This window comes from Acidovorax sp. A79 (assembly GCF_041154505.1).
Taxonomy (GTDB): Bacteria; Pseudomonadota; Gammaproteobacteria; order Burkholderiales; family Burkholderiaceae_C; genus Acidovorax.
This window is the reverse complement of record NZ_AP028672.1, coordinates 5,492,764-5,516,694: the sequence shown is the minus strand read 5'-3', so window position 1 is coordinate 5,516,694 and position 23,931 is coordinate 5,492,764. Positions and strand designations below refer to the sequence as shown.

The window sequence follows — 23,931 nt, the reverse complement described above, 5'->3', positions numbered from 1 at the left end:
TCCATGTCAGCCTCGCTGGCGAGCGACACGCAGCCTGTCCCTCCATCCGTACGCAGCTGCGCGACCAAGAGACTAAGAGTCACGTCCGATGATGTTGAAGAACGCCCGGATGAGACGCGTGTCCCTGCGCTCGGCCAGGCACACGACGTGTGCATAGGTCCTGATTTGCGCATCGCTGATTCGCACCGCGTGCAAACCTGAACCGGGCACGTACTCCACCTCCGAGACCGCCGCGACGCCCAGTCCTTGGAGCACGGCCTCCCGGATGATCTCCCGGCTGGCAACCTCCATGACGACTGTCGGCTGCACATCCGCAGCCTTGAGCGCCAGTTCTATGGCCTTGCGCGTGGTGGACCCTTGCTCGCGCAATATCAATTTTTCGCCTTGCAGCTCTGCGGTGCGGATGCTGCGGCGGCGGGCGAACCGATGGTCTGCATTGCAGAAAATCACGATGGGGTGTTCGCTGTACGGAACCGACACGAAACGCTTGTCTTTGAGCACCTGCGCCAGAACACCGACGTCCGCCCGGTAGTCCAGCAGCCGGCTCAACACATCTTCCGAGTTGCCGGTTCCTACCGAAATCTGGATCTCCGGGTATCTCTGGTTAAACGCCGCCAGCATCTTCGTCACGTGTGAAGGGCCCACGGCCGCAACACGCAAATGCCCCGAACGCAGTTCGCCTGCGTCTCGAAGAATTTGCACGGCTTCTTGCTCAAGGTCGAACATCTGGCGCGAAAGCTGGAGCAATCGCTCTCCGATTTCTGTCGGGCGAATGCGGCGCCCCGTTCGGTGAAAAAGTTCAACTTTGTACAGCTCCTCGAGTTGCTGAACCTGCGTGGTCACGGTGGGCTGACTCACGTGCAAGGCCTGCGCTGCGCGGGTAAAGCTCCCTTCGGTCGCCACCGCATGAAAAGACCTCAATTGCGTCAACCGCATGACAGTCGCCTCCGTGTTATCCCGGGCCAACTATAGATTAAATGAATGGATCGGTAAAAAAACTTGAATTTGCAAGATAGTCCCGCACCACCGACAGTTGCCCCATGCACTGTGCTTGGTAGGCAGTGCAAAAAGAGGTTCAAACCCACCAGACAGGAGACATCGATGAAACTCACGCGCCGATCTCTGTTGGCCAGCGCATCCGTGCTGCTAACCCCGCCGCTTGCCGGCCTCAACCCTGCCAGGGCAGCCAACGTCCTCACGGTAGGCCTGATTCCTTCCGAGGATTCGCGGGCCATGATCGCCAACAGCCAGGCCATGATGGACATGCTGTCCAAGTCGCTGGGCATGCCGGTCAAGCCCTTCGTGGCGGCGGACTACAACGGCGTGATCGAGGCCCTGCGTTCCAAGCGGCTGGATGTTGCCTACCTCGGCCCCTTCTCGTACGTGATGGGCACCACCGTGGCGCCCATCGAGGCCTTTGCCGTGGCCGAGACCAAGAAGGCCGGCCGGGCCTTCTACCACTCCCTCATCGTGGCCCACAAGGACAGCGGCATCAAGACCGTGGCCGACCTCAAGGGCAAGACCTTTGCCTTCGTGGACCCGACGTCCACCTCGGGCCACCTGTTCCCCAAGGCCGGCCTGATGAAGGAAGGCTTCAACACCGACAAGGATTTCGGCCGCGTGATCTTCTCCGGCTCGCACGACTCGAATGCCGTGGCGGTGCAGAACAAGAAGATCGAGGCCGTGGCGATTGCCGACCGCATCCTCGATGCGGCCATCGCCAAGGGCCTGGCCAAGCGCGAGGACCTGGTGGTGGTGTGGAAGTCGGACCCGATCCCCGAGTCGCCCACCGTCTGGCGCAAGGACCTGGATGCGGACCTCAAGAAGCGCGTGCAGGCCGCCTTCCTGGACGTGAAGGACATCCCCTGGTCGGACCAGGGCATGCTCAACGGCTTTCATCCCACGAACGACAAGGCCTACGACATCATCCGCGAGACGGCCAAGATCCTGAACCTCGACCTGAGGGCCATGAAATGATCAGGATCCGTGGTCTGAACAAGCGCTACGGCGACTTCGACGCGCTCACGGGCATCGACCTCGACGTGGCACCGGGCGAGTTCCTGGTCGTGCTGGGCCCTTCGGGTGCCGGCAAATCGACGCTGCTGCGCTGCATCAACCGCCTGGCCGAGCCCACGAGCGGCGAGATCCACATCGACGGGCAACTGGCCCAGTCCGGCGGCGCAAGCTTGCGCGGTCTGCGCCGCCAGGTGGCGATGATCTTCCAGCACTACAACGTAGTGCCCCGCCTGTCGGTGCAGAAGAACGTGCTGACGGGCCGCATGGGGGCGGTGCCTGCGGTGCTGTCGTGGCTGCAGATCTTTCCTCGCAAGGACGTGGCGATTGCGCTCGAATGCCTGCGCCGCGTGGAACTGCAGGACAAGGCCGGGTTGCGCACCGACACGCTCTCGGGCGGGCAAAAGCAGCGCGTGGGCATTGCGCGTGCGCTGGCCCAGCAGCCCAAGGTGATCCTGGCCGATGAGCCGGTCGCCAGCCTGGACCCCAAAACCTCGCGCACGGTGCTCAACTACCTCAAGCAGGCAAGCCGCGAACTGGGCATCACCGTAGTCTGCAACCTGCACCAGATCGACTATGCACGCGAGTTCGGCGAACGCATCGTGGGCGTGTCGGGCGGGCGCATCGTCTACGACGGCGGGCCCGAGGGCCTGACGGACGAGGTGCTCAAGCGCATCTACCCCGGACTGGACGAAAACGACGCCCGCAGCCGCAGCGCCCCTGCCGTGGCAGCCGCAGCAGCGCCCGCGCTGCGCCAGTTGAAACTTGAGGAGGCAAGCGCATGAACATCGGTTCCTACACTTTTCTGGTGGCCCGGCCCAGCGGCGGGCTGGGGTGGTGGCCGCGCATCGGCATCGGTGCGCTGTTCGTCGGCGTGCTGTGGTGGGCCGCGCGCGGCGCGCAGGTCAGCTTTGGCGAACTGGCCAAGGGCCTGCCGTGGATCGGCGATTTCCTGGGGCGCATGCTGCCGCCCAACTGGGCGTTTCTAGACAAGCTGATCGTCCCGGCGATCGAGACCATCCAGATCGCCGTGTGGGGCACGCTGCTCGCCGTGCTCCTGGCGATCCCCGTGTGCTTCTTCGCCGCGCGCAACCTCACGCCCAACGTGGTGGTCTACCAGTTCACCCGCCAGCTGTTCAACGTGACGCGCGGAGTCAACGAGATCATCCTGGCGCTGGTGTTCGTGGCCGCCGTGGGGCTGGGGCCGTTTCCGGGCGTGCTGGCCCTGGCGGTGCATGGTGCGGGCATGCTGGGCAAGTTCTTCGCCGAGTCGATCGAGGAGATAGACCAGGGGCCCATCGAGGCACTGCGCTCCACGGGGGCCGGGCCCATACAGACCATCATCTTTGCCGTGCTGCCCCAGGTGGTGACCGCATGGATCGCCGTGGTCCTCTACCGCTTCGAGACCAACCTGCGCCAGGCCACCGTGCTGGGCATGGTGGGCGCGGGCGGCATCGGATTCGAACTGGTGGGCAGCATGAAGCTGTTCCAGTACCAGGACACCGCCACCTGCATCGCCGTGATCATCGCCATGGTGATGGTGGCCGACACCATCTCGACCCGGCTGCGTGCCTGGATTCAAAAAGGAGCCCGTTGATGAATACCGCTGTTGACACTGTGCAGGCCAATGGCCGGCAGTATGCCCGACCCCAAGCCCCGGTGGTGGTGGTCTGCGTGGATGGCTGCGAGCCCGACTACGTGACGCAGGCCATACAGGCTGGCGCGGCGCCGTACCTCAAGCGCATGCTGGCGCGGGGCAGTTCGCTGATCGGGGACTGCGTGGTCCCCAGCTTCACCAACCCGAACAATGTGTCCATCGTGACCGGCGTGCCGCCTTCGGTGCACGGCATCTGCGGCAACTACTTCTACGACGTGGCCGCCGACCGCGAGGTCATGATGAACGACCCCGAGTACCTGCGTGCCCCGACGCTCCTGGCCGCCTTTGCCGATGCCGGTGCGCTGGTGGCGGCCGTGACGGCCAAGGACAAGCTGCGCACCATGCTCGGCCACGGCCTCAAGGGCATCTGCTTTTCAGCCGAGAAGGCCGACAAGGCCACGCTGGCCGAGTGCGGCATCGAGAATGTGCTGGAGCTGGTGGGCAAGCCCGTGCCCTCGGTGTACAGCGCTGACCTCAGCGAGTTCGTCTTTGCGGCCGGCGTGCGCCTGATGGAGACCCGCCGGCCGGACCTGATGTACCTGTCGACCACCGACTACGTGCAGCACAAGTGCGCCCCGGGCACGCCGGAGGCCAACGCCTTTTACGCGATGATGGACGGCTACCTCGCCCAGCTCGATGCGCTGGGCGCGGTCATCGGCCTCACCGCCGACCATGGCATGAGCCCCAAGACCGACGCCGCGGGCAACCCGCGCGTGGTCTACCTGCAGCAGGAGCTGGATGCACAGCTCGGTGCGGGCAGTACGCGGGTGATCCTGCCCATCACCGATCCCTATGTGGTGCACCACGGCGCCCTGGGCTCGTTCGCAACCATCTACGTGAATGCCGGCGCCACGCTGGAGGGTGTGCGCGGTGCGCTACTGGCACTGCCGGGCGTGGAGGTGGTGCTGACGCGCGAGGAGGCGGTGCAACGCTTCGAGCTGGCGGGCGACCGCATCGGCGATCTGGTAGTGGTGTCGGACCACCTCACGGTGCTGGGCACCAGTGCGGCGCGGCACGACCTGAGCGGGCTGACCGTGCCCCTGCGCTCGCACGGCGGCATCTCGGAGCAGAAGGTGCCGCTGCTGTTCAACCGGCCCCTGAAGGGCGTCGCCCCCGGCCGGCGGTTGCGCAATTTCGACGTGTTCGACCTCGCGTTGAACCACGCTCTTCCCTCCGTCTAGAGGTCTCTCCATGCCACATGAATACTTGAACCCCGTACGCAGTGTCTACGGGGCAGGGGAACTGTTGTCCCTGCCAAAGCTGCTGGATGGCCGGCGGGCACTGCTGGTCACCTTTCCGGAGGCCCGCCAGCTGGGCCTGGTGGCCCGCATCGAGGGCCTGCTGGGCGAGCAGCTGGCCGGCGTGATCGACGATGTGCGGCCCAACCCGGATGTCGCGGAGCTTGCGGCGGTCTACGACGCCTTCTGGTCCGGTGGGGCCGCGAGTGCCGAGGTGATCATTGCGGTGGGCGGTGGCAGTGCCATCGATACCGCCAAGGCGCTGATGGTGGCCACGCCCAGCGGGCGCTTCTCTGAACTGGTGGCGCTGCTGGCATCCGGCAAGGCCTTCACGCCAGCGCGGACCAAGACGCTCATCGCCGTGCCGACGACGGCCGGTACCGGCAGCGAAGTGACGCCCTGGGCCACGATATGGGACCGCGGTGCGCAGAAGAAGTACTCGCTGCACCTGCCCGAGACCTGGCCCAGCATCGCGCTGATCGACCCCGAGCTCATGCTGTCGCTGCCCGCCTCGGTCACGCTGCAAAGCGGGCTGGACGCGCTGTCGCACGCGCTGGAGTCGATCTGGAACGTGAATGCCAACCCCGTGTCCGACACCTTCGCGGTGGCGGCGGTGCACGAGATCCTGGAGACCCTGCCGCAGCTGATGGAGCACCTGGACGACGCGGCGCTGCGCGGCCGCATGGCCCTGGCGGCCCTGAAGGCCGGCATGGCCTTCTCGAACACGCGCACGGCGCTGGCGCACTCGATCTCCTACGAGATGACGCTGCGCTATGGGCTGCCGCACGGCATTGCCTGCAGCTTTCCTCTGCCCATGGTGCTGGAGCGCGCCATTGGCCAGAACCCGGAGCGCGACGCCGTGCTGGAAAGCGCGCTGGGAAACCTTGCCGGCGCGCCGACCCGGCTGGCCCGCTTCATCGAGGAACTGGGCGTGAAGACGCGCTTTGCCGACTACGGCGTGAGCGACGCCCAGGCGCAGCAGATGGTGGCCCATGCGCTGACCGGCGCACGCGGCAAGAACTTCATCGGAGCCAACACGGCAGCAATCAAGGAGGCAGCATGAGTTGCATCATGGAAAGCGTGGACTTCCGCGCGGAGGCCCTGCGCATCGGCGGCGCCAGGGTGCGCACGGAGCGCAGCATCGACGTCGTCAACCCCTACAGCGGCGAGCGCGTGGGCACGGTGGGCATGGCCAGCGTGGAGGACGTGCGCCGGGCGATGGACATCGCCCATGCCTATGTGCCCACGCTGTCGCGCTACGAGCGTTCGGCCATCCTGAACCGTGCGGCGGCGCTGCTGCGCGAGCGCACCGACCAGGCGTCGAACATCATCACCGCGGAGTCGGGCCTGTGCAAGAAGGACAGCACCTACGAGATCGGGCGCGTGGCCGACGTGCTCAACTTCGGCGCCAACGAAGCCCTGCGCGACGATGGGCAGGTGTTCTCGTGCGACCTCACGCCGCACGGCAAGAAGCGCAAGGTGATCACCACGCGCGAGCCGCTGCTGGGCGTCATCACGGCCATCACGCCCTTCAACCACCCCATGAACCAGGTGGCGCACAAGGTGGTGCCAGCCGTGGCCACCAACAACCGCATGGTGCTCAAGCCTTCGGAGAAGGTGCCCCTGTCGGCCTACTATTTTGCGGACCTGCTGTACGAGGCCGGGCTGCCCGTGGAGATGCTGCAGGTCGTGACCGGCGACCCGCACGAGATCGCCGATGAGCTGCTGACCCACCGCCATGTGGATCTGGTCACCTTCACGGGCGGGGTTGCCATCGGCAAGTACATTGCGTCGAAGGCCGGCTACCGGCGCATGGTGCTGGAGCTGGGCGGCAACGACCCGCTGATCGTGATGGACGATGCCGACCTGGACAAGGCCAGCGACCTGGCGGTGCAGGGCTCGTACAAGAACTCGGGCCAGCGCTGCACGGCGGTCAAGCGCATGCTGGTGCACGAGAAGGTGGCGGCCGAGTTCACCGAGCGCGTGGTGGCCAAGACGAAGGCATGGCGCTATGGCGACCCGATGGACCGGGCGAACGAGATGGGCACGGTGATCGATGAGGCCGCGGCCCGCCATTTCGAGAAGGTGGTGAACGAGGCCATCGCCCAGGGCGCGCGCTTGCTGGCGGGCAATGTGCGCGAGGGCGCGCTGTACTCCCCCACGGTGCTGGACCGGGTGCGGCCGGAGATGACCGTGGTGCGCGAAGAGACCTTCGGCCCCGTATCGCCCATCATCACCTTCAGGGACATCGACGAGGCGATCCGCATCTCCAACGGCACGGCCTTCGGCCTGTCGTCGGGCATCTGCACCAACCGCATGGACGACGTGACCCGCTTTGCCAAGGAACTGCAGGTCGGCACCGTCAACCTCTGGGAGGTGCCCGGCTACCGCATCGAGCTGACGCCGTTCGGCGGCATCAAGGACTCGGGCCTGGGCTACAAGGAAGGGGTGCAGGAGGCGATCAAGTCGTTCACCAACTGCAAGACGTTCACCCTGCCTTGGTAGCGGATTGGAAAGCACCCGACAGTGGAAAGCACCCGACAGGCCCGCTTCTTCAGTGGATGCCGTTCAGAAGGCCGGGTGTGTCGCGCACCGCTTCATAGAAGTCTTGTCCTACACCGTGCAGGCTAGCCACGTGATAGCTTTGGCCGTTCATTCAAGGAGCCGGCAATGAGCGATGACAAAAGCCAGACGGTACAGGACCGCCGTTTCATCAACCTCAGCGAACCCTGTGAAGTGCGCGACTGGACCCATAGCCTGGGCGTCGCGGAAGCCCCGGCCGGCCCGTCCGCCGACAAGGTCCGCGAGTACCTGGTTTCGCGGTAGTGGGGCCTGCCATGGCACCCCCAAGGCAACGCGCCCACCCCGGACGCCGTTCTGCGGCATAGTCGCCTCGAGCCACCATGAAGGAGCTCTTGTCCCAGTACAGGAAGAAGCGCAACTTTGCGCTGACGCCGGAGCCCGCGGAAGGCGGTGTGCCGGGCGGCGATGCCCTGCAGTATGTGATCCAGAAGCACTGGGCCAGCCGCCTGCACTATGACTTGCGGCTTGAACTCGACGGCACGATGAAGAGCTGGGCCGTGCCCAAAGGGCCGAGCTACGATCCGGCCGACAAGCGCATGGCCGTGCAGGTGGAAGACCATCCCATCGCCTACAACAGCTTCGAAGGCCAGATTCCGGCAAAGCAGTATGGTGCCGGCCGGGTCATCATCTGGGATCGCGGCTACTGGGTGCCGGTCGGGGACCCCCACGAGGGCTACCGCAAGGGGAAATTGAAGTTCGAGCTTTACGGGCACAAGCTCCAGGGCCATTGGACGCTGGTGCGCATGCACGGCGGTGCAGGCGAAAAGCAGCCACCCTGGCTGCTCATCAAGGAACACGACGGGCTGGAACGCCCCGGCCACGAGTTCAGCGTGGTGGATGAAATGCCCGACAGCGTCGCGGCGGCGCCCGCGGTCTCCGCGCCCCGAAAGGCCCCGGCAAGGCCCGGCGGCGTGGCGCCGTCCGCCAAGCGCCAGGCGAGCGCGATGACGGCGCCCAGAGCGCCGCTCCCGGAGACGCTGTCGCCCCAGCTCGCCACCTTGGTGGACGGTCCACCCCATGACACCACGGGCTGGATCTGGGAGCTGAAGTTCGACGGCTACCGCCTCCTGGCCCGCGTGGAACGAGGCAAGGCGCGGCTGTTCACCCGCAACGGCAATGACTGGACGGCCAGGATGCCGGACCTGGCGGCGGCCATCGCCAGGCTTGCGTTGAAGTCCGGCTGGATCGACGGTGAAGTGCTCATGCCCGATGCCCATGGCGTCCCAGACTTTCAGGCGCTGCAAAATGCATTCGATGGCCAGTCCACGCAAGCACTGGTTTTCTATGTGTTCGACTTGCCCTACGCGGATGGCCATGACCTTCGTGCGCTTCCTCTCGTGGAGCGGCGGGAGCATCTTCGCAAGGTCGTGGAAGGGGCACCCACCGACCGGGTGCGCTTCAGCGAGGCCTTTGAAGCGCGGCCGGCCGACCTGGTTTCCTCGGCCTGCAAGCTGGGCTTTGAAGGGGTCATCGGAAAACTCAAGGCGGGCGGGTACGCTTCTCGGCGCAGCGCGGAGTGGATCAAGCTCAAGTGCACCCACCGCCAGGAGTTCGTGATCGGCGGCTACACCGCCCCGCAGGGATCTCGCACGGGGATTGGGTCCTTGCTGCTCGGTGTCCACGACGACACCGGCGCACTGCGCTATGCGGGCAATGTGGGTACGGGGTTCAGTGAACGCGTCCTGGCCGATCTGAGCCGAAGGCTCCGTGCGCTGCGCACCAGCGCGAGCCCGTTCGCCAATCCGCGCGCCCTCGGGAAAAAAGCCCACTGGGTCGAGCCGAAGCTCCTCGCCGAAGTCTCGTTTGGAGAATGGACAAAGGAAGGCAGAATCCGGCACTCCGTGTTTCATGGCCTGCGCGATGACAAGCCGCCCCAGGCCATTGTCCAGGAAAGGCCGAAGCAGTGGGCGAAACACCCGGCCACCGCCGGCTCCGGGATCGGTTCGTTGCGCGTATCGCATCCCGAGCGGGTCATTGACCCATCCACCGGCACCACGAAGATCGACCTCATCCGCTACTACGCCACCGTGGCGCCGCTGCTGATGCCCCACCTGGAAGGCCGCCCGGTTTCCCTCGTCCGAGCACCAGACGGGGTGAGCGGTGAACTGTTCTTTCAGAAGCACCTGGAGACTGGCCGCATGGAGGGCGTGCGGCAGCTCGCGGAGAGCCTTTTTCCCGGGCACCCTGCTCTGCTTGAAATCGCGGGCCCGCAAGGGCCGCTGTCGGCCGCGCAGATGAACACGGTCGAGTTGCATACATGGAATGCCCGCAAGGACAGGATAGGGCGACCGGACCGGATGACCTTTGACCTGGACCCCGGCGAGGGAGTGCCCTGGACCCACGTGCAGGAAGCAGCGACCTTGGTGCGCCTGATGCTCACCGAACTGGGCCTGCCCGCCTTTCTCAAGACCAGCGGAGGCAAAGGCCTGCACATCGTCGTGCCGATCAAGCGGCTTCATGACTGGGAAACGGTCAAGGGATTCAGCCAGGCGGTGGTGCGGCATCTGGCACAGACGATTCCACAGCGGTTCGTGGCCAAGAGCGGGCCCAAAAACCGCGTGGGAAAGGTTTTCGTGGACTACCTTCGCAATGGTTTCGGAGCGACGACAGCAAGCGCCTGGACGGCCCGCGCACGCCCCGGGATGGGCATATCGGTCCCGGTATCGTGGCCGGAACTGGACATGCTGGGCAGCGGTGCGCACTGGAATATCCAGAACGTAGGTCCACGTTTGCCCGTGGGCAATGGCGCCTGGGAGGGCTATGGGCAGGCTGCGGTGTCGATATCCAGCGCCCTGAAAGCGCTGGACTGAAGCCGCGCCACCCTAAAACTCCATTCGACGAAGACACGCCGCTTCAAAAAGACACGCCGCTTCAAAAATCGATGAAAACTCCGCCAGGAACGTCATCGACCGCCCCTGCTTTCGCCTCACGCATCTCTGCGATTGATATAGAAGACGCCGTCCTGTCCCTCGTCCACCTCGAGCTCCATGGGGCTCTTTCCGGTGGCGGCAAACAAGGACCAGGCCGTGTCCGCGATGGCGCCATGGTGGGCCATCACAAGCCCCAGCAGCTTTGCGACATCTTCCTTTGCATGGTGCCGCGGCCAGACCACGTCGACGGCGATGTTCTCCTTGCCATCACTGCAGCTGAAATTGATTTTTGCGTTGACCCCATGCGGGGAATGCGCCTCATCAGGATTTCGGCCCACCATGGCCCTTACCACGTCCAGCGCGGCGCCCGGATCCTCCTCCCCGGCAATGGATTCCCGGACATGCGCTTGATTCAACAGGTCATTTTGCATTTCAACCTCGCATTCTCATCGCCAAGGGGCCCGTTTCTCGGTGCTGTCTCCAGCGCTGGCAATCGCCCCACGGGCCCGTCATGCAAGCATTCATTGAATGCCCCGCGTTCGTGCGCGGATGTCAGTCATATGCCTGCCCGCCAGTCGGACACGTGGTCGTGGCAACACAACCGAAATTGCAACAAATTGCAGAATTTGTTTCAAAAAGTGCGATCTGTTGTCATGAGAATCTGCTCTATTCACAATAAGTCACTCCACCCCCCTATGGAGTGCAACATGCCCATGGAGCTACTGTTCGCCCTTGCACAGACCGAGTTGCCCAAGACCGTCGAGAAGCCTTGCGACGTGGACAAGCTTCGGGTGCTGGCGGCCGCGCAGCTTGTTGACGTGCGGCTCCCGGATGTGGGGGCCCGCGACCAGGTGGCGGAGGTCTTCGGCATTTCCCAGCAAGGTCGCGCGGCATTGGCAAAAGCCTATCCCCACCACGCCTTCAGGTTCACCTCCACCTTGTCTTCCGGCTCCATCATTCCCGACTGGCTGCCCTCGCTGGACAGCTGCCGCATGGAACGCGATGCGACACGGACGACATTGGATTCCTAGCACCTGCGGACGTTTTCAAGGGGGCGTGCAGGATCCACGACCCCATTCACAAAGCCCCTTCCCGCCCACTGCAGCCTGCGCCGAGAACCGCAACGGCCTGGCGCGCATGGGCGGGGCGATGCGCGTCCATGGCCGAAGCGGACATGCCTTCTTCGTCAATGGAGTGCGCGCACTTGTCCCTGCCGGCCTGTCTGGCCCGTTCGGCCAAGCGCACATAGAAGCTCGCGACCTCTCGCAGGTCCTGTTCGTCCAGGTCCTCGATGCCGATCATGCGGTTGCTCGCATGCCGATTGGCCGCCAGCAGCTCATTGAGCTTGAGGTGAAGGGCCACGCTGTCCTTGTTCTGGCTTTGCTGGATGACAAACACCATCAGGAACGTCACGATGGTGGTTCCCGTGTTGATGACCAGTTGCCAGTTCTCTGAAAAGTGGAAGATCGGACCGGTGACGGCCCAGGCCAGCACCATGAGGAGCGCGGCGCAGAACATGCCGGGAGATCCGGCCCACCGCGTGACATGCGATGCGAAATGGTCAAAGGCCGCCTGCACGGAGGTACGGGTGGCGTAAGACGGGCTGCTGGTCGAAGGCATGGCACCCATCGCATCCGTGCCCTCGCCCTGCTGCAGTAGTGGCTCTTTCATGGGGACTTCCTTTCTCGCTGACTGGTCAAGGGCCGGGGGGCTGCCGCCGCCGATCCGCAGCGCACGGCCTGCAAGCAGCCAAGGGGAAAGCCCGGTCGCGCCAGCCCTCGCATGAAGGGCCCTGCCGGGCTGCGGTGATTGTGGGAGTGCCTTGCCCGGCCGGCAGGTCGGAAGCCTTGCCCATCCGCCATGGGCCGGGTCCTACAGATTCACCCCTGCGAGCACCCGGACACCCGGGGGCTCTTCATTCCAACAATTGCAACCAAAGGCAACAGCCTTCAGCCAGCGCCCGGTATCGCAGTTGTCTGACAGACGCACACCGGTTGCTTTGCTGAAATCTCCGCTATCAGCCATTGAGGCTGGCCCGGGAGGTCATTGCGACTCCCACCTTTTTTGACAAAGGAACCATCATGAAACGCCACCCTTTGCCCCCCGGAGCCCGCGCACTGGCAGCATTTGCCGGTACGGTCGTGCTTGCGGTACTTGCAGCGGCATCCTTGTTGATGCCCGATGTGGCGGTGCAGTCGGTGGACTCCATGTCGCTCTTGCCCCATGGGCTGGACCAGCTCCTGCCCACGAGCCTGTTCCAGTAGCGGACTGCCGGCACTGGGTTGCCAGGGCACGTAGATTGCCCACATCCGGTGCGCGCTTCTGCACTTTTTTGGCAAAGTAGAAAAAATCATAGCATCGGAGTACCATCTGGCGCTGCACAACGGCATTTCCGTTGTCATTCAAGAATGGAGGACGATCGTGACCACACGTTTTCGAATCTCTGCAGGCCTGAATTCCTCTTCCTCTCACGCCATCGCATGGCGTTGGTCCGCCCTGGCGCTGATCGCGGGCCTCCTGGGCTGCACGAGCCCGCGCGACAGCTCCCTCGAAGAGTTCGCCCGCTGGCATGATGGCGCCCGCGCCCAGGCCCAGGCGGGGACGCTGAGCTGGAGCGAACTCTACAAACAAAGCTTCGACCGCCTGACGGCCCTGCCCCCTTCATTGCAGCAAGACACACGGCTGGAGAACACCGTGCTTCTGCTTTCCACGGCGCGCAAATACGAGGCAAATGAAATCAGCGCCCAGCAGTTTGCCTCGGAGCGGGACCACATCGAAACACAGCTGCAGGCACGGTTGCGCTGAGAATCGCCCCTGGAGTCCCGGCCCGCTAGCGCAAGCCTGCGGCGCCCTGCTCCACGATGGCAATGCGCCGCCGCAGCGCCGATGCCGACTCCGCGTCTCCTGCAGCGTCAGCGCGCTGCGCCTGCAGCGTCAACCAGGCCATCAAAGGCCGCCGCCAGCCCTGTGTGGACGCGGCATCGATGGCGTTGCCAATCACGGCCGGGCTGGCACGCCCTGCCTGAAACAGCACCCCGGCCGCCACCAGGCGCGAGAGCGGATCCTCGATGGCGGACAAGGCCGCCCCATCCCCCGACACGGCCACCTTGCGCTGCGCTTCGGGCAGCAGGCTTGCCCCTTGCGGCGGCAAGCTGCCGGCCAGGTAGTCGGCATAGGCACGCTCCGGCGCCGCCGCATCCGCGCGCAATGGCTCAAAGCGTTCACACGGGCCAGCCACCAGACTGGCGACCTGCGCCGCGCAGCGCATGAGCTCCAGGCGGGCCAGCAGATCCGGGCGGCCCGTGCGGGCGACCTCCGCGCGGGCGCGGTCCCACTCCAGCCTGTCGACACGGTCATTGCCTGACAGATAGGCTTCCAGCGCCTTTTGCGCGGAGGCCTGGGCGTTCATTTGCCAGTCGGGCACCCGGGGCTTGCCGGAGCAGGCGGACAGCAGCAGCGCCGCCGCCAGGAGCGCGGCATGGGTCAGGTGCCGCCGCAGCACAGCAGGGGGCGTGGGGATAAGACGCTTCATGGCAGCTTGAGCTCCGTGTCCCGCGCGAAAGGCCATTTGCGGTTGATCTCATTGACCAGGCTCTCCACCTTGCGCAGGTTGCTTTCCACCTCGGCGCGCAATGCGCCCAGGTCGGTCGTGGCTTCCCGCGCATTGGCACCGATGGCCTGCGCCTCCACCAGCACCGCGTCCACCTTCTGCAGGCTCGCGCGGGTGTCGGCCAGCAGGCCCCCCAGCTGGGCCACCGTGGCCCGCACTTCGGGGACCAGCGCGTCCTTGCTGCCATCGGCCCCAAACACCTGTTTGTCGGCACGTGCCGCCATGCCATCCAGGCGCGCGAGCAGTGCGTTGGTGCGTTCCAGCGTGGCCACGATCTTCTTCGCGTCGGCCTCGTTGCCCATCAGCACGCCCAGCACGCCCCCCGGGCCGTTGATGCGGTCGGTCAGCGCCCGCACGTTGGCCAGGCTGCCGCCCAGGGCCGCGTCCTGCGCGGTGAGGGCATTGAGGTTGGACAGCAGTTCGCGGGCCGAGGCCATGAGCTGCGGGATCTCGGCGGTGGCATCACCGCGCAGTACGGGGCGCACGGAGCCGTCGGGCAGGAGCTTGTCGTTCAGCATGCCCGTGTAGGCGCGGATGTTGGTGCCCCCCACGATGCCCCGCACCAGTGTGAACACGCTGGATTCGCGCAGCCAGTGGGCGTCCTTGCGCGGCACGTCCACGATGATGCGGGCGTTGCCGGTTTCGGCCAGTTCGATGCGGCGCACGCGGCCAATGGGGAAACCGGAGAAGGTCATGTCCATGCCCACCACCACGCCTTCGGAGTCGTCGGCGGTCAGCACCAGGGTCTGCGTGGGCTCGAACGCACCGCGCGCGTACAGCAGGTACAGGCCCGATCCCACGATGAGCGCCAGCGTGAACAGCAGCAGCGCCGCCGCCTTGAGCTCCAGGTAGGCTACCGGGCGCAAGGTTTCCACCGGCGGCACGTCGGCGGCCGCAGGCGCTGGCGCTGGCCCGGGGGGCGGTGTGGGGCGGTGGTGGGGGTTCTCGTCGTTCATGGATGCCGGGCGTGGGTCGCGGGATGTAAGGGTCTGGCGGATGTCGGCAGGCAGGAGTCAGTAGTAGTTGCCCATGAGCGAGGCGACCTCGATCAGCAGCAGGACGGCGAACATGCGGGCCAGGCCCCCCAGCTCCGAATCGGGCTGGGTGCGGTCGCCAGTGTCGTACAGGCCCGCAGCCATGGGAATGAGCGCCACGGCCAGGCTGAAGAACACCGTCTTGAGCACGAACACCATCGTCACGCTGGGCGTGAACACCTGGCCGAACATGCGCGTGTAGCTGGGCGCCCCCGCCAAGTTGAAACCATACACCCCCAGATAGGCCAGCACCAGTGCCACCACGCAGCTGAGCGCGGCGAGCGTGATGCACGCGAATACGCCCGCGATCACCCGCGGCAGAAGCTCGATGCGCACCGGGTCCGAGCCCTGGGCGCGCAGCGCGTCGAACCGGCCGTTCTGCCGCAGGCGGGTGATCTGCGTGCCGTTGGGAATGGTGCAGCGCATCGCCACGAACAGCGCGGCCGTGAGCGGGATCAGCTCGAGCACCAGCACGCGGATCACCATCTCCAGCGCATAGCGCGAAAGGCCATAGCTGAGCGCCGTGACCACGACGATGCGCGTCAGCACCAGGCTGATCAGCGCCGCCAGCACCGTGAACCCCAGCAGCACGGGTGCCGTATCGAGGTACAGATGGCGCGCCAGCGCCCTGCGCGTGCCCTTGCCGTAACTGGACGGAGACAGCACCAGCACGAGCACGACGGCGCCCAGGTACAGGATGCGCCACCACGCGACCGCCCAGCGCCGCGCGGTATTCCACACGCGTTCGGGCAGGGAGAGGCCGGGCAAGCGCGAAATCATGGCCGGATCATAGCGGCGTGACCCGGGCCCGCACCGACCACGAGCCGCCAGGGCCATTGCGATTGTTTTTGGCCTCCAGCGCTTCATTCATAAGCGCCAAAAGCTATCATTTCAGGAGCAATAGGCTGCACGGAGGAAACAGCTCTTCACATCCTCGCGGCCACCCGGCATGGCCGTGCCGCCGGCGGGCCGCCCGGCTGGCCTACACATGGCGCTTTCCCACGCCGGCCGAGGCAGCCACGGCAGACTGCTCATCGGCGCGCGCATGCAGGGCCTCGATGATGTGGCAGTGCGTGTCCGACCCGTCGCAGCGGTTGCGCAGCGCGAGCAGGTCGGCCTCCAGCGTGAGCAGTTCCGCCAGGCGGCCACGCACATGCTGAAGGTGCTCATCCAGCGTGTCGCGCGCGGCGTCGCAGTCCTGCTTGCGGGTCCAGTCCAGCGCCAGCAGGGTGCGCACCTCGTCCAGCGACATGTCCATCGCGCGGCACAGGCGGATGAAGCGCAGGCGGTGCACATCGTCCGCGTTGTACAGGCGATAGCTGTTGTCCTCCCGGACACCGGGCGCGAGCAGCCCTTCCTTTTCGTAGTAGCGGATGTTCGCGGCGGACACGCCCGATTGCCGGGCTGCCTCGCCGATGCGGTACTGGGGAGTTTGTGCAACCGGCTGTGCCATCGCTTGACCCTCAAGTGACTTCAAGGTTTCCAATGATGCCATCACATTGAAAACCCTCCCGGGAGAAAGAAGAACCGCCATGTCCGCACATTGCCATCACCATTCCAACGACGGCCACGACCACGGTGCCCCCACCAGCGCGGACCCGCGCTACCGCCGCATCCTCTGGGTGGCGCTCATCGTCAATGCCGCGATGTTCCTGCTCGAAATCGGAGCGGGCCTGCAGTCCGGTTCGGCATCGCTGCTGGCCGACGCCATCGACTTCCTGGGCGATGCGGCCAACTACGCACTCTCGCTGTGGGTGCTGGCCATGGCCCTGGCATGGCGCGCACGCGCTGCGCTGGTCAAGGGGGCCAGCATGCTGGTGTTCGGCCTCGTGGTGGTGGGACGCGTGGCCTGGGGCGCCTGGCAGGGAATTGCGCCCGAACCCCTGACGATGGGCAGCGTGGGCTTGCTGGCCCTGGCCGCGAACCTGGGCGTGGCGGTGCTGCTGTACGCCTACCGCGAAGGCGATGCCAACATGCGCAGCGTGTGGCTGTGCACGCGCAATGACGTGCTGGGCAACCTCGCGGTGATGGGCGCGGCGCTGGGGGTGTTCGGCACGGGCACGGCCTGGCCGGACCTGGCGGTGGCTGCCGTCATGGCATGGCTGGCCATCACCGGGGGCTGGAGCGTGATCCGCCAGGCACGCCAGGAACTGGCGGGTGGTGCGGCCCGCCCGCAGCCGCAAGGGCACTGAGCCATGCGCGTGCACCTGTCCACCCGCTTGAACGCGCCGCCCGAGTGGGTGGCCACGCAGCTGCAAAGCACCGCCGTCTTTCGCCACATCACCGCGCCCCTCATGCGGTTCCGGCCCGTGCAAGGCGCGCGATGGCCCGCGCACTGGGAACAGGGCGAGTTCGCGCTGGACATGCGGCTGCTGGGCGTGCTGCCCATGGGCTCCCAGACCGTGCGCATTTCCATCGAGCCGCCACCGCAGGCTGGCGGCTGGCCCACGCTGCGTGACAACGGCGACGGCCTGCTCATGCGCCGCTGGGACCACCGCATCACGCTCGAGCCCCTGCCGGACGGCACGACCCTGTACACCGACGACGTGAAGGTCGTGGCCCGCCACCTGCCCTGGCTGATGACGCCGTTGAGCACGGCATTCGCCCAGATGTTCTACCGGCATCGCCAGCGCCGCTGGCGCAAGCTGGCGGAACAGCACGCGGGGCTGCGGGCGGCAGAACATGCAGCGCCCTCCTGTGCGCAACACAAACGCCGAGCGTTCGAGCATCTGCTCGCCGGTTTTGCGGGCCAGCCGGAGGCCCCCCCGGCGGTGCGCTGGCGGTGGTTGGAGGCAGCGCATGTGCTGGGCCAGGCTTCCCTGCCCCTGCACTGGAGATCGCACTGCGCGATGCTGCGCTACGCGCTGCAGCTGCGGGATTCGCACGAGGCCGCCGGCCAGATGGCGCGGCTCGCGCTGGTACCACTGGGCCACCTGCTGGCCCGCCTGCCCGCCGGGAACATCGGACGCGCGCACGTCAGCGCCTTCCGGCCCATGGCACCGGACCCCGCGGTGGCTGCGCTCATCGAACGGGCGCTGGAGGATGGCACAGTCAGCGATCCCGGCCCGGCCGTCCGGTAGCCCGGGGGCTACCGGCGATCCGCTGCGGCGGAACTGCCAGTGCCTGCGCGGCGCGGCAGCTCGCTGCAACGCTCGAAAAAAGCGTCCAGCTCGGTGGACTTGTCGAACACCCCATCGGCGCCCAACTCCTCGCACCGGCGGCGCATGTCCGCCGTCGCATAGTTGGACAACACGTAGACATGCTGTCCGGGCCTGCCCTGCCGCGCGCCAGGCGTTGCGCGCAGCCGGTCCCCGCGCTGCAGGGCCTGCAGCACCTCGATCCCGGAGCCTTCGCGCAGGAACAGGTCCACCACCATGAGCTGCCAGTCTTCCCGCCAGTGCGCGACGGCCTCCGTGGCGTCGCTGGCGGTTTCGGCGATGGCGAGGACGCGCGCGTCCGCCAGTTCCTCCAGCGCGGGCACCAGAGTTTCCTGGATGGTTTTGCTGTCTTCGACAAGGATGGTGTTGAGGGGCATCTGGGAGCTGCGTTTTCTGTTGTGATGCTGCCTACAATGTCGCCTGATCCGACCTCCCGGCCTGTAGGCGATGGCGCCGCGTCCCCGATGGCAGAAGTTGATTTACTCAGCGAGACTTACCTATGCCCAGCGCAACGAAGCAGCCCCAGCCCTCCGAGATCGATGAGGTACTGAACCGCAACCTGGAAACGGCCGAGCAGATCAAGGCCACGGCCAACGAGCTCGATGTCGTGCACGCGGTGCTCACGACACAAATTCCCACCGACGCCCTGCAAGGCGACCTGCAGGCGGCGGTGGAGCGCACGGATCAGCTCGAGCAGCAATTGAGCGACACCGCCGAGGCACTCGACCAGTCCAACGCGCTGCTGCAACGCCACATCGCGACCAAGCCCCAGTGAGGGGCATGGGCGCAGGCCAGGCAACCCTGGGGCGGCCGGTGCGGCGCCAGGCCCTCCCTGGACAGGCCCGCCGGATTCGACAGGGACTTCTTATGCCCTGGGCCGGCTTCGCCCCCCGCGGGCTGCGGGGCCCAGGTTTCTCGGGCGTGCTGCATTCGCCTGTTCCAGCCACAGGAGCGAGTCCATCTGAGACAGGAAGCGCCGCAGGTAGTCGGGCGAGAGGCCCCGCATCAGGCTGAGCGACCGCAGCATGAGCTTGTGCGGGTTGAGCGGCCCCGCGTTCTCCGGTCCACGGTCCAGCGCCTGCACCACCTGCTGCTCTGCGGCAATGCGGGACCATACCTCGCTGAACTGGCGCACGCTCTTCATGTCCGACGCGCTGGCACCGCCTTCGATGCGCACCCGTTCCGCATCGGCCTGCGCCCGTGCGTCCAGGTCGCGGTTGAGCCGGGCCAGGAGTGATGCCGCCGGTGGCTCGACCGCGCCGGGGGCCGGCCCGCCGGCCGCGCGGGCTCCGTCCGCATAGGCCCCAACGGCCCGCCGCAGCCGCTGTTCCAGTATCTGCTGCACCGCGGGGGGCTGTGCGGGCAGGCGCGCGGCCAGCACCTCCAGGTAGCGGTAGCGCACGGGGTCGTGGCGGTCCGCACCCTCGGCGCGCAGGGATTCGAGCGTGGGTTCACTCATGCCGCGCAGGCTTTGCACCCGATGCCTTGGGCACGGGAGCCATTTCCACGCGGCGGTTCTGCGCGCGGCCTTTTTCATCCGCGTTGGAGGCCACCGGCTGCTCCGCGCCGAACGCTGCGGCGAACACCTGCGACGACGGCATGCCTTCGTCGATCAGCGCCCGCGCCACCGTCAGCGCCCGCTGGGCGGACAGCTCGAGGTTGTCGGCAAAGCGCTGCTGGCTGCCGCGCAGCAGTGTGGTGTTGTCGGTGAACCCGCTCACCATCAGCATCTCGTCGCGTTCGCGCAGGTACACCTGCAGGGGCTGCACGAGGCTTCTGAGAAGCTGGCGGCCTTCGGGCCGCAACTCGTCGGAGCCCGTGGCGAACAGCACGCTGCCGCTGATCCCGATGCGGCCGTCATTCACCGTCACACGGCCGCTGGCCAAGGGGATGGCCAGCGCCTTCTCCAGGGCCATGCGGCGCTGCTCTTCCTGCTGGCGCTTTTCCACCTCCTGCCTGAGGCTGGCCACCAGATCGATCTGCACCACCAGCACGCCCACCAGGATCAGCACGAAGGCGCCCAGCAGGCCGGCCATGAGATCGCCGAACACGGCCCATACCGGCGCGGTCTGCTCGGTCCCCTCGTCGAGGGCGTCGTCCAGGCCCATCATCCGGCCACCTCCGGTTCGGCAGCGGCCACCGCCCTGCCCTTGAGCCGGCGCAGGTCTTCCACAATGCCCTGCTGCGACGCGATGCTCAGGTCGATCACTTCGCGTGCCTGCGCCACGTAGTAGGCCAGTTGCTCGTCACTGCGCGACAGGGACTGGCCGATGGCGCCTTCGATGCGCTGCAGGCTGTCCATGAGCTTTTCGTTGCTGGCGGTGAACAGCCCCACGCCGTGGCCAAAGGCCTCGCCCAGGCTCGACAGCTCCACCGCGCTGGCGGCCACGTGGGTGGCCGCTTCGTCCGCCTTGCCGACCTGGCTGTCCAGCGCCTGTGCAAACTGCGATGCCGCCTGCTCCAGCACCGAAGCGGCCGTGCCCACCAGGGATTCGATGGCACCGCGCTGCTCTACAGCGGCCTCGTTGACGGACTGGAGCAGCGTACCCAGCTGCTCCATCATGGCCGTGCGCTCGGCCAGCGCCACGTTGTCGCGCTCGCTCAGCTGCGTCATCTCATGGCGCAGCTGGGCGATGACCTCCGCAGCCGCCTGCGGCACGTCGGACGCCGTCTGCAGCAGGCGCGTGAGCGGTGCTTCCAGCGCCGACCCCAGCGTGGCCAGGTGCTGGGCCACGGCCTCCTGCAAGGCCTCCAGGCGGTCGACCGCCGCACGCCCGCGCTCAGCCTCGGCATCGCGCAGCGCCGCCAGCTCGGTGCGCCACACGCCTGCCAGCGCATCCATGCGGTCGCCCTGCGCCTGCAGCCACTGGGCCTCCGCGTCGGTGCGGGTGCGCAGCAAGGCTTCGGACTGGTCCATCAGGCGCGCGGTGCCGTCCAGGGTCTTGGCCACCTGCTCGCCCATGCGGCCGGCGAGCCCGGTCACCGCGGTCTCGAGGGCATCGCACACGGCCTGCTGGCGCTCCAGCGTCTGGGTGCTCACGCGTTGCCATTCGGCCGTCAGCGACTGCGCAACACCCTCCATGGACGCGTTCCAGCCGGCCAGGCGCGCCTGGTCGGCCGACATCTGGGCCGTGTGGGACTGCGCCACCGTGTCCTGCAACGACGACAGCAGCGCGCTGGAGCGCTGGTCGAACGATTGCGTGGCCGATTGCAGCGACTCGCCCAGCTGCGCGCCAGCACCTGCGAGCGCCAGCGCCACGCCCCGCTGCTGGGCTGCGGCCTGCTCGCCCGCGCGCTCCCATTGGGCGGCGAGTGAGCGGGCCGTGTCTTCCATCGATGCGCGCCAGCCGGCGATGCGCTGCTCGTCGGCCGCTGCCTGGGCCGCGTGGGTGTGCGCCACCGTGTCCTGCAGCGACGCGACCAGGGCCGTGGAGCGCTGCTCGAAAGCCTGGGTGGCCGCTAGCAGGGACTGGTCCAGGCGCGCCGTGGCGCCCTCCAGCGCGTCGCGCATGCCCTGCTGCTGCTCCACGGCGCGTGTGCCCGCCCGCTCCCACTGCGCCGCCAGCGTCTGGCCCATGCCCTCCATCGACCGGGTCCACCCGGCCAGGCGCTGTTCGTCGGCCGCCTTCTGGGCGGCGTGCGACTGCGCCGCCGTGTCCTGCAGCGCCGCGTGCAGCGCTGCGGAGCGTTGCTCGAACGACTGGGTCACCGACTGCAGCGCGCCATCGAACCCGCCCATCAGGCGGTCCTGCACCTGCGTGTGCTTGTCCAGGGCCGATGTCCAGGTGTCCGACACCTGGCGTGCCGTGCCCTCCCACTGGGCTGCCAGCGCCTGCATCTGGGCCGCCGTGGCATCGGCCAGCCGCTGGTGCGCGCGTTGCGATTCCTGCGCCAGTTCGGCCATGGCCTGCTCGACCACGGGCCGCAGCGTTTCGCCGGCCACGCGGGCGCTGGCGCCCAGGCTGTCGTGCAGCGATGCGCCCACGGCGCCCGCCAGCCGGGTGTAGGCCGACGACGCCTCACCATGGAAATCCTTCTGCTGCGCCAGCAATTGCGCGGCCAGCTTGTCGTGGCGGCGTTCCAGCCCTTCCACCAGGCCCTGAAGGCGCTCGGCGATCAGCGGCATGGCCTGTGCCTGGGCCTGCAGCGCCTGGAAGGTCTCCTCGCGGCGATGGCTCGCAGAGAACGGGCGGAACACGGTGGGAATGTGCGCATCGAGCTGCCGCACCGCCACCAGCCGCTCGCGGCGGGCGATCGCGGACATGAGCCCCAGCATGGCCGAGGCCGCCACGCCCGCCACCGAGGTGCCGAACGACAGGCCCAGGCCCTTGATGGGCTCGGCCAGGGCGGCGCGGATGCCCTCCAGGCTGCCCGAGGTCTCCAGGGCAAACACCGCGCCCTTGAAGGTGACCACCATCCCGAGGAAGGTCCCGAGCATGCCCAGCATGACCAGCAGTCCCACCAGATACGGCGTGAGGGCCGGCCCCGGGAGCACGGCACGCTCCCCCTCGATGCGCTGGCGCACCGGGTGGCGCAGCGCGGCGGGCAGGCGGTCGAGCCAGGAGCCCAGGTCCACCAGGGGCTGCTGCGCGCCATCCGCCAGCGCCGTGGCCAATGCCACGGTGCCGCGGCGAAACTGCACCAGCTCCAGCGCGCCCAGCACATAGACCGCGCCGATCACCACCGTCATCGCCAGTGCCAGCGGGCTCGACCCCACGAATCCCCCACCGACCCATCCCACTGCCGCCAGGCCCAGGGCAAATACGGCGGCCATCACACTCTTGTTCATTCGTGTCGTTCCAAGTTCTCGTTGCGGGCTGCTTCCAGCAGGCCCAGGATCGGTTGCAGCCGCACATGCATCTCGGCCAGAAGCAGCGCCTGCATGTCGCGCTCGAACGCGTGCAGCCACCCGCCGGGCAGGCGCCAGCGCTGCGGGTCATCCGGCAGCCCCTGGGCCGAAAGCCGCTCCTGGTGGGCGCGGCGCAATTGCACCAGGCGCCGGTCCAGGTGCGCGGACAGGGAGGCCCACAGGCGCTGTTCGCGCACAAAGCTCAGTTGTTCCATCACGGCATCGAGTGCCGCCAGTTGCCTGAGGCCCCGGGAGCCTTGCGACACCCCGTGGCGCACCTGCGCGCGCAAGCCCAGCAACTTCGCATCCATCTGCTTTTGCAGGCCCAGGTAGCGCGGCGCATGAAAACCGTACTCGGCCTCGGCCTGCGGGTCCGGCGCCTGGGCGCGCGTGTTGTCGGCGCGCTCGCGGGCCGGCTTGGCGGGCGCGGGCTTGGACGACGCCAGCGCCGTCAGCTCTGCCTGGGTGCGCTGAAACAGCGCTTGCAGTGCCTGCAGGTCCGCCCCGTCCGCGCCCGCAACCTCCCCCTGCGGGAAGGCGTCGATGGCATGCAGCGAACGGCTCAGCGTGACGGCGTCCACCGTGCTCAGCCATTGGCCCAGCTCCTGCGCCACGTCGGCGCGCGCGGCCGCACCCGCATCGGCCTGCATCCATTGCTGGAGCAGGACAACCAGTCCTGAGCTGCTGAGTCTGTGGTGCGGATACATCCCTGGAAAACCATTTCACTGCGCTTCTTGCCGCCCTCCCGGAGGGCGGGGGCATCAGGGAACCGGTCCCCAGTGGGCAAAACCAGCTATTTTCGCAGGAACCGCGGGCCGCCCCGCCGCGCCGGGCCCGAGGTTGCAGGTGTTACATCTGGTCCAAGGCAAAAACCTGGCCAGGGGCCCGTGCCGGCGGGAGCGCCTCCCCACCTCCTTCC

26 protein-coding genes are annotated in these 23,931 nt (G+C 67.0%); 14 read left to right on the top strand and 12 right to left on the bottom strand.

The features are described from left to right. Nucleotides 1-72: 72 nt before the first annotated feature. On the bottom strand, nucleotides 73-936 hold the full coding sequence (locus ACAM51_RS25500; RefSeq protein ID WP_218294286.1) for a LysR substrate-binding domain-containing protein: 864 nt from the start codon (nucleotides 934-936) through the stop codon (nucleotides 73-75). Between the two features lie 165 nt (nucleotides 937-1,101). Between ACAM51_RS25500 and phnD the strand changes: the two genes are divergently transcribed. The 8 genes from phnD to ligD all read left to right on the top strand — a co-directional run bounded on the left by phnD (nucleotide 1,102) and on the right by ligD (nucleotide 10,301). Next, a complete protein-coding gene (phnD, locus tag ACAM51_RS25495; RefSeq protein WP_218338878.1) occupies nucleotides 1,102-1,977 on the top strand; it encodes a phosphonate ABC transporter substrate-binding protein in 876 nt (291 codons plus the stop codon). Beyond that, nucleotides 1,974-2,798, top strand: a complete 825-nt coding sequence (phnC, locus tag ACAM51_RS25490; protein WP_369642272.1) for a phosphonate ABC transporter ATP-binding protein — start codon at nucleotides 1,974-1,976, stop codon at nucleotides 2,796-2,798. The genes phnD and phnC overlap by 4 nt, the downstream gene beginning before the upstream one ends. Continuing rightward, the gene (gene phnE / locus ACAM51_RS25485) at nucleotides 2,795-3,610 is read left to right on the top strand and encodes a phosphonate ABC transporter, permease protein PhnE (protein WP_218338880.1); all 816 of its coding nucleotides are present in this window, start codon (nucleotides 2,795-2,797) and stop codon (nucleotides 3,608-3,610) included. The genes phnC and phnE overlap by 4 nt, the downstream gene beginning before the upstream one ends. Then, on the top strand, nucleotides 3,610-4,851 hold the full coding sequence (gene phnA / locus ACAM51_RS25480) for a phosphonoacetate hydrolase (RefSeq protein WP_369642271.1): 1,242 nt from the start codon (nucleotides 3,610-3,612) through the stop codon (nucleotides 4,849-4,851). The genes phnE and phnA overlap by 1 nt, the downstream gene beginning before the upstream one ends. 10 nt (nucleotides 4,852-4,861) lie before the next feature. Beyond that, nucleotides 4,862-5,971, top strand: a complete 1,110-nt coding sequence (psrA, locus tag ACAM51_RS25475; protein ID WP_369642270.1) for an iron-containing alcohol dehydrogenase PsrA — start codon at nucleotides 4,862-4,864, stop codon at nucleotides 5,969-5,971. Then, the gene (gene phnY, locus ACAM51_RS25470; RefSeq protein WP_369642269.1) at nucleotides 5,968-7,413 is read left to right on the top strand and encodes a phosphonoacetaldehyde dehydrogenase; all 1,446 of its coding nucleotides are present in this window, start codon (nucleotides 5,968-5,970) and stop codon (nucleotides 7,411-7,413) included. Before psrA ends, phnY begins: the two co-directional genes overlap by 4 nt. Before the next feature lie 165 nt (nucleotides 7,414-7,578). After that, nucleotides 7,579-7,734 carry a DUF3606 domain-containing protein gene (locus ACAM51_RS25465; RefSeq protein WP_369642268.1) on the top strand — a complete coding sequence of 52 codons (156 nt, stop codon included), beginning with the start codon at nucleotides 7,579-7,581 and terminating at the stop codon, nucleotides 7,732-7,734. Nucleotides 7,735-7,811: 77 nt separating this feature from the next. Then, nucleotides 7,812-10,301: a DNA ligase D gene (gene ligD / locus ACAM51_RS25460; RefSeq protein WP_369642267.1), complete on the top strand. Its 2,490-nt coding sequence runs from the start codon at nucleotides 7,812-7,814 to the stop codon at nucleotides 10,299-10,301. 116 nt (nucleotides 10,302-10,417) lie between these two features. On the opposite strand, the gene ACAM51_RS25455 is transcribed toward ligD, so the two are convergent. Further along, nucleotides 10,418-10,792, bottom strand: coding sequence for a hypothetical protein (locus ACAM51_RS25455; RefSeq protein WP_218294277.1), 375 nt, complete (start codon nucleotides 10,790-10,792; stop codon nucleotides 10,418-10,420). A 276-nt stretch (nucleotides 10,793-11,068) separates the two neighbouring features. Between ACAM51_RS25455 and ACAM51_RS25450 the strand changes: the two genes are divergently transcribed. Continuing rightward, the gene (locus tag ACAM51_RS25450; RefSeq protein WP_218294276.1) at nucleotides 11,069-11,392 is read left to right on the top strand and encodes a hypothetical protein; all 324 of its coding nucleotides are present in this window, start codon (nucleotides 11,069-11,071) and stop codon (nucleotides 11,390-11,392) included. Between the two features lie 46 nt (nucleotides 11,393-11,438). Here ACAM51_RS25450 and ACAM51_RS25445 read toward each other — a convergent pair whose 3' ends face one another. Continuing rightward, on the bottom strand, nucleotides 11,439-12,032 hold the full coding sequence (locus ACAM51_RS25445) for a low affinity iron permease family protein (protein ID WP_369642266.1): 594 nt from the start codon (nucleotides 12,030-12,032) through the stop codon (nucleotides 11,439-11,441). 410 nt (nucleotides 12,033-12,442) lie between these two features. Between ACAM51_RS25445 and ACAM51_RS25440 the strand changes: the two genes are divergently transcribed. Both ACAM51_RS25440 and ACAM51_RS25435 read left to right on the top strand, forming a co-directional pair. After that, nucleotides 12,443-12,625, top strand: a complete 183-nt coding sequence (locus tag ACAM51_RS25440; RefSeq protein ID WP_218294274.1) for a hypothetical protein — start codon at nucleotides 12,443-12,445, stop codon at nucleotides 12,623-12,625. A gap of 157 nt (nucleotides 12,626-12,782) precedes the next feature. After that, on the top strand, nucleotides 12,783-13,166 hold the full coding sequence (locus ACAM51_RS25435) for a hypothetical protein (protein WP_369642265.1): 384 nt from the start codon (nucleotides 12,783-12,785) through the stop codon (nucleotides 13,164-13,166). Nucleotides 13,167-13,191: 25 nt separating this feature from the next. On the opposite strand, the gene ACAM51_RS25430 is transcribed toward ACAM51_RS25435, so the two are convergent. The 4 genes from ACAM51_RS25430 to ACAM51_RS25415 all read right to left on the bottom strand — a co-directional run bounded on the left by ACAM51_RS25430 (nucleotide 13,192) and on the right by ACAM51_RS25415 (nucleotide 16,458). Next, a complete protein-coding gene (locus ACAM51_RS25430; protein ID WP_369642264.1) occupies nucleotides 13,192-13,893 on the bottom strand; it encodes a hypothetical protein in 702 nt (233 codons plus the stop codon). Next, a complete protein-coding gene (locus tag ACAM51_RS25425) occupies nucleotides 13,890-14,927 on the bottom strand; it encodes an MlaD family protein (RefSeq protein ID WP_218338889.1) in 1,038 nt (345 codons plus the stop codon). The genes ACAM51_RS25430 and ACAM51_RS25425 overlap by 4 nt, the downstream gene beginning before the upstream one ends. Nucleotides 14,928-14,984: 57 nt before the next feature. After that, entirely contained in the window at nucleotides 14,985-15,785 is an 801-nt protein-coding gene (locus ACAM51_RS25420) for an ABC transporter permease (RefSeq protein ID WP_218294271.1), read from the bottom strand. A 202-nt stretch (nucleotides 15,786-15,987) separates the two neighbouring features. Further along, on the bottom strand, nucleotides 15,988-16,458 hold the full coding sequence (locus ACAM51_RS25415) for a Cd(II)/Pb(II)-responsive transcriptional regulator (protein ID WP_218294270.1): 471 nt from the start codon (nucleotides 16,456-16,458) through the stop codon (nucleotides 15,988-15,990). Between the two features lie 79 nt (nucleotides 16,459-16,537). Between ACAM51_RS25415 and ACAM51_RS25410 the strand changes: the two genes are divergently transcribed. Further along, a complete protein-coding gene (locus ACAM51_RS25410; protein ID WP_218294269.1) occupies nucleotides 16,538-17,197 on the top strand; it encodes a cation transporter in 660 nt (219 codons plus the stop codon). 3 nt (nucleotides 17,198-17,200) lie between these two features. Then, nucleotides 17,201-18,085 carry a DUF3703 domain-containing protein gene (locus tag ACAM51_RS25405; RefSeq protein ID WP_369642263.1) on the top strand — a complete coding sequence of 295 codons (885 nt, stop codon included), beginning with the start codon at nucleotides 17,201-17,203 and terminating at the stop codon, nucleotides 18,083-18,085. An 8-nt stretch (nucleotides 18,086-18,093) separates the two neighbouring features. On the opposite strand, the gene ACAM51_RS25400 is transcribed toward ACAM51_RS25405, so the two are convergent. Next, entirely contained in the window at nucleotides 18,094-18,540 is a 447-nt protein-coding gene (locus ACAM51_RS25400) for a response regulator (protein ID WP_218294267.1), read from the bottom strand. Nucleotides 18,541-18,662: 122 nt separating this feature from the next. Here ACAM51_RS25400 and ACAM51_RS25395 point away from each other — a divergent pair, with 122 nt between their 5' ends. Beyond that, nucleotides 18,663-18,938 carry a hypothetical protein gene (locus ACAM51_RS25395; RefSeq protein WP_369642262.1) on the top strand — a complete coding sequence of 92 codons (276 nt, stop codon included), beginning with the start codon at nucleotides 18,663-18,665 and terminating at the stop codon, nucleotides 18,936-18,938. A 90-nt stretch (nucleotides 18,939-19,028) separates the two neighbouring features. Here the strand turns inward: ACAM51_RS25395 and ACAM51_RS25390 are convergent, their stop codons facing one another. The 4 genes from ACAM51_RS25390 to ACAM51_RS25375 are packed head-to-tail and all read right to left on the bottom strand — an operon-like array spanning nucleotide 19,029 to nucleotide 23,719. Beyond that, on the bottom strand, nucleotides 19,029-19,622 hold the full coding sequence (locus tag ACAM51_RS25390; RefSeq protein WP_369642261.1) for a DUF2894 domain-containing protein: 594 nt from the start codon (nucleotides 19,620-19,622) through the stop codon (nucleotides 19,029-19,031). Then, nucleotides 19,615-20,274, bottom strand: coding sequence for an OmpA family protein (locus ACAM51_RS25385; protein WP_218294264.1), 660 nt, complete (start codon nucleotides 20,272-20,274; stop codon nucleotides 19,615-19,617). Before ACAM51_RS25385 ends, ACAM51_RS25390 begins: the two co-directional genes overlap by 8 nt. After that, nucleotides 20,271-22,952 carry a DUF802 domain-containing protein gene (locus tag ACAM51_RS25380; protein WP_369642260.1) on the bottom strand — a complete coding sequence of 894 codons (2,682 nt, stop codon included), beginning with the start codon at nucleotides 22,950-22,952 and terminating at the stop codon, nucleotides 20,271-20,273. Before ACAM51_RS25380 ends, ACAM51_RS25385 begins: the two co-directional genes overlap by 4 nt. Next, the gene (locus tag ACAM51_RS25375) at nucleotides 22,949-23,719 is read right to left on the bottom strand and encodes a DUF3348 family protein (RefSeq protein WP_218294262.1); all 771 of its coding nucleotides are present in this window, start codon (nucleotides 23,717-23,719) and stop codon (nucleotides 22,949-22,951) included. The genes ACAM51_RS25380 and ACAM51_RS25375 overlap by 4 nt, the downstream gene beginning before the upstream one ends. Between the last annotated feature and the right edge of the window lie 212 nt (nucleotides 23,720-23,931).

Excerpts from the sequence above, each read along its gene's own strand:
- ACAM51_RS25395 (WP_369642262.1), top strand. The coding sequence starts at position 18,663 with ATGCCCAGCGCAACGAAGCAGCCCCAGCCCTCCGAGATCGATGAGGTA.
- ACAM51_RS25375 (WP_218294262.1), bottom strand. The coding sequence starts at position 23,719 with ATGTATCCGCACCACAGACTCAGCAGCTCAGGACTGGTTGTCCTGCTC.
- ACAM51_RS25400 (WP_218294267.1), bottom strand. The coding sequence starts at position 18,540 with ATGCCCCTCAACACCATCCTTGTCGAAGACAGCAAAACCATCCAGGAA.
- phnC (WP_369642272.1), top strand. The coding sequence starts at position 1,974 with ATGATCAGGATCCGTGGTCTGAACAAGCGCTACGGCGACTTCGACGCG.
- ACAM51_RS25450 (WP_218294276.1), top strand. The coding sequence starts at position 11,069 with ATGCCCATGGAGCTACTGTTCGCCCTTGCACAGACCGAGTTGCCCAAG.
- ACAM51_RS25500 (WP_218294286.1), bottom strand. The coding sequence starts at position 936 with ATGCGGTTGACGCAATTGAGGTCTTTTCATGCGGTGGCGACCGAAGGG.
- phnY (WP_369642269.1), top strand. The coding sequence starts at position 5,968 with ATGAGTTGCATCATGGAAAGCGTGGACTTCCGCGCGGAGGCCCTGCGC.
- phnD (WP_218338878.1), top strand. The coding sequence starts at position 1,102 with ATGAAACTCACGCGCCGATCTCTGTTGGCCAGCGCATCCGTGCTGCTA.
- ACAM51_RS25385 (WP_218294264.1), bottom strand. The coding sequence starts at position 20,274 with ATGATGGGCCTGGACGACGCCCTCGACGAGGGGACCGAGCAGACCGCG.
- ACAM51_RS25445 (WP_369642266.1), bottom strand. The coding sequence starts at position 12,032 with ATGAAAGAGCCACTACTGCAGCAGGGCGAGGGCACGGATGCGATGGGT.
- ACAM51_RS25465 (WP_369642268.1), top strand. The coding sequence starts at position 7,579 with ATGAGCGATGACAAAAGCCAGACGGTACAGGACCGCCGTTTCATCAAC.
- ACAM51_RS25440 (WP_218294274.1), top strand. The coding sequence starts at position 12,443 with ATGAAACGCCACCCTTTGCCCCCCGGAGCCCGCGCACTGGCAGCATTT.
- ACAM51_RS25425 (WP_218338889.1), bottom strand. The coding sequence starts at position 14,927 with ATGAACGACGAGAACCCCCACCACCGCCCCACACCGCCCCCCGGGCCA.
- ACAM51_RS25420 (WP_218294271.1), bottom strand. The coding sequence starts at position 15,785 with ATGATTTCGCGCTTGCCCGGCCTCTCCCTGCCCGAACGCGTGTGGAAT.
- phnA (WP_369642271.1), top strand. The coding sequence starts at position 3,610 with ATGAATACCGCTGTTGACACTGTGCAGGCCAATGGCCGGCAGTATGCC.
- psrA (WP_369642270.1), top strand. The coding sequence starts at position 4,862 with ATGCCACATGAATACTTGAACCCCGTACGCAGTGTCTACGGGGCAGGG.
- phnE (WP_218338880.1), top strand. The coding sequence starts at position 2,795 with ATGAACATCGGTTCCTACACTTTTCTGGTGGCCCGGCCCAGCGGCGGG.
- ACAM51_RS25415 (WP_218294270.1), bottom strand. The coding sequence starts at position 16,458 with ATGGCACAGCCGGTTGCACAAACTCCCCAGTACCGCATCGGCGAGGCA.
- ACAM51_RS25430 (WP_369642264.1), bottom strand. The coding sequence starts at position 13,893 with ATGAAGCGTCTTATCCCCACGCCCCCTGCTGTGCTGCGGCGGCACCTG.
- ACAM51_RS25405 (WP_369642263.1), top strand. The coding sequence starts at position 17,201 with ATGCGCGTGCACCTGTCCACCCGCTTGAACGCGCCGCCCGAGTGGGTG.
- ACAM51_RS25390 (WP_369642261.1), bottom strand. The coding sequence starts at position 19,622 with ATGAGTGAACCCACGCTCGAATCCCTGCGCGCCGAGGGTGCGGACCGC.
- ligD (WP_369642267.1), top strand. The coding sequence starts at position 7,812 with ATGAAGGAGCTCTTGTCCCAGTACAGGAAGAAGCGCAACTTTGCGCTG.
- ACAM51_RS25410 (WP_218294269.1), top strand. The coding sequence starts at position 16,538 with ATGTCCGCACATTGCCATCACCATTCCAACGACGGCCACGACCACGGT.
- ACAM51_RS25455 (WP_218294277.1), bottom strand. The coding sequence starts at position 10,792 with ATGCAAAATGACCTGTTGAATCAAGCGCATGTCCGGGAATCCATTGCC.
- ACAM51_RS25380 (WP_369642260.1), bottom strand. The coding sequence starts at position 22,952 with ATGAACAAGAGTGTGATGGCCGCCGTATTTGCCCTGGGCCTGGCGGCA.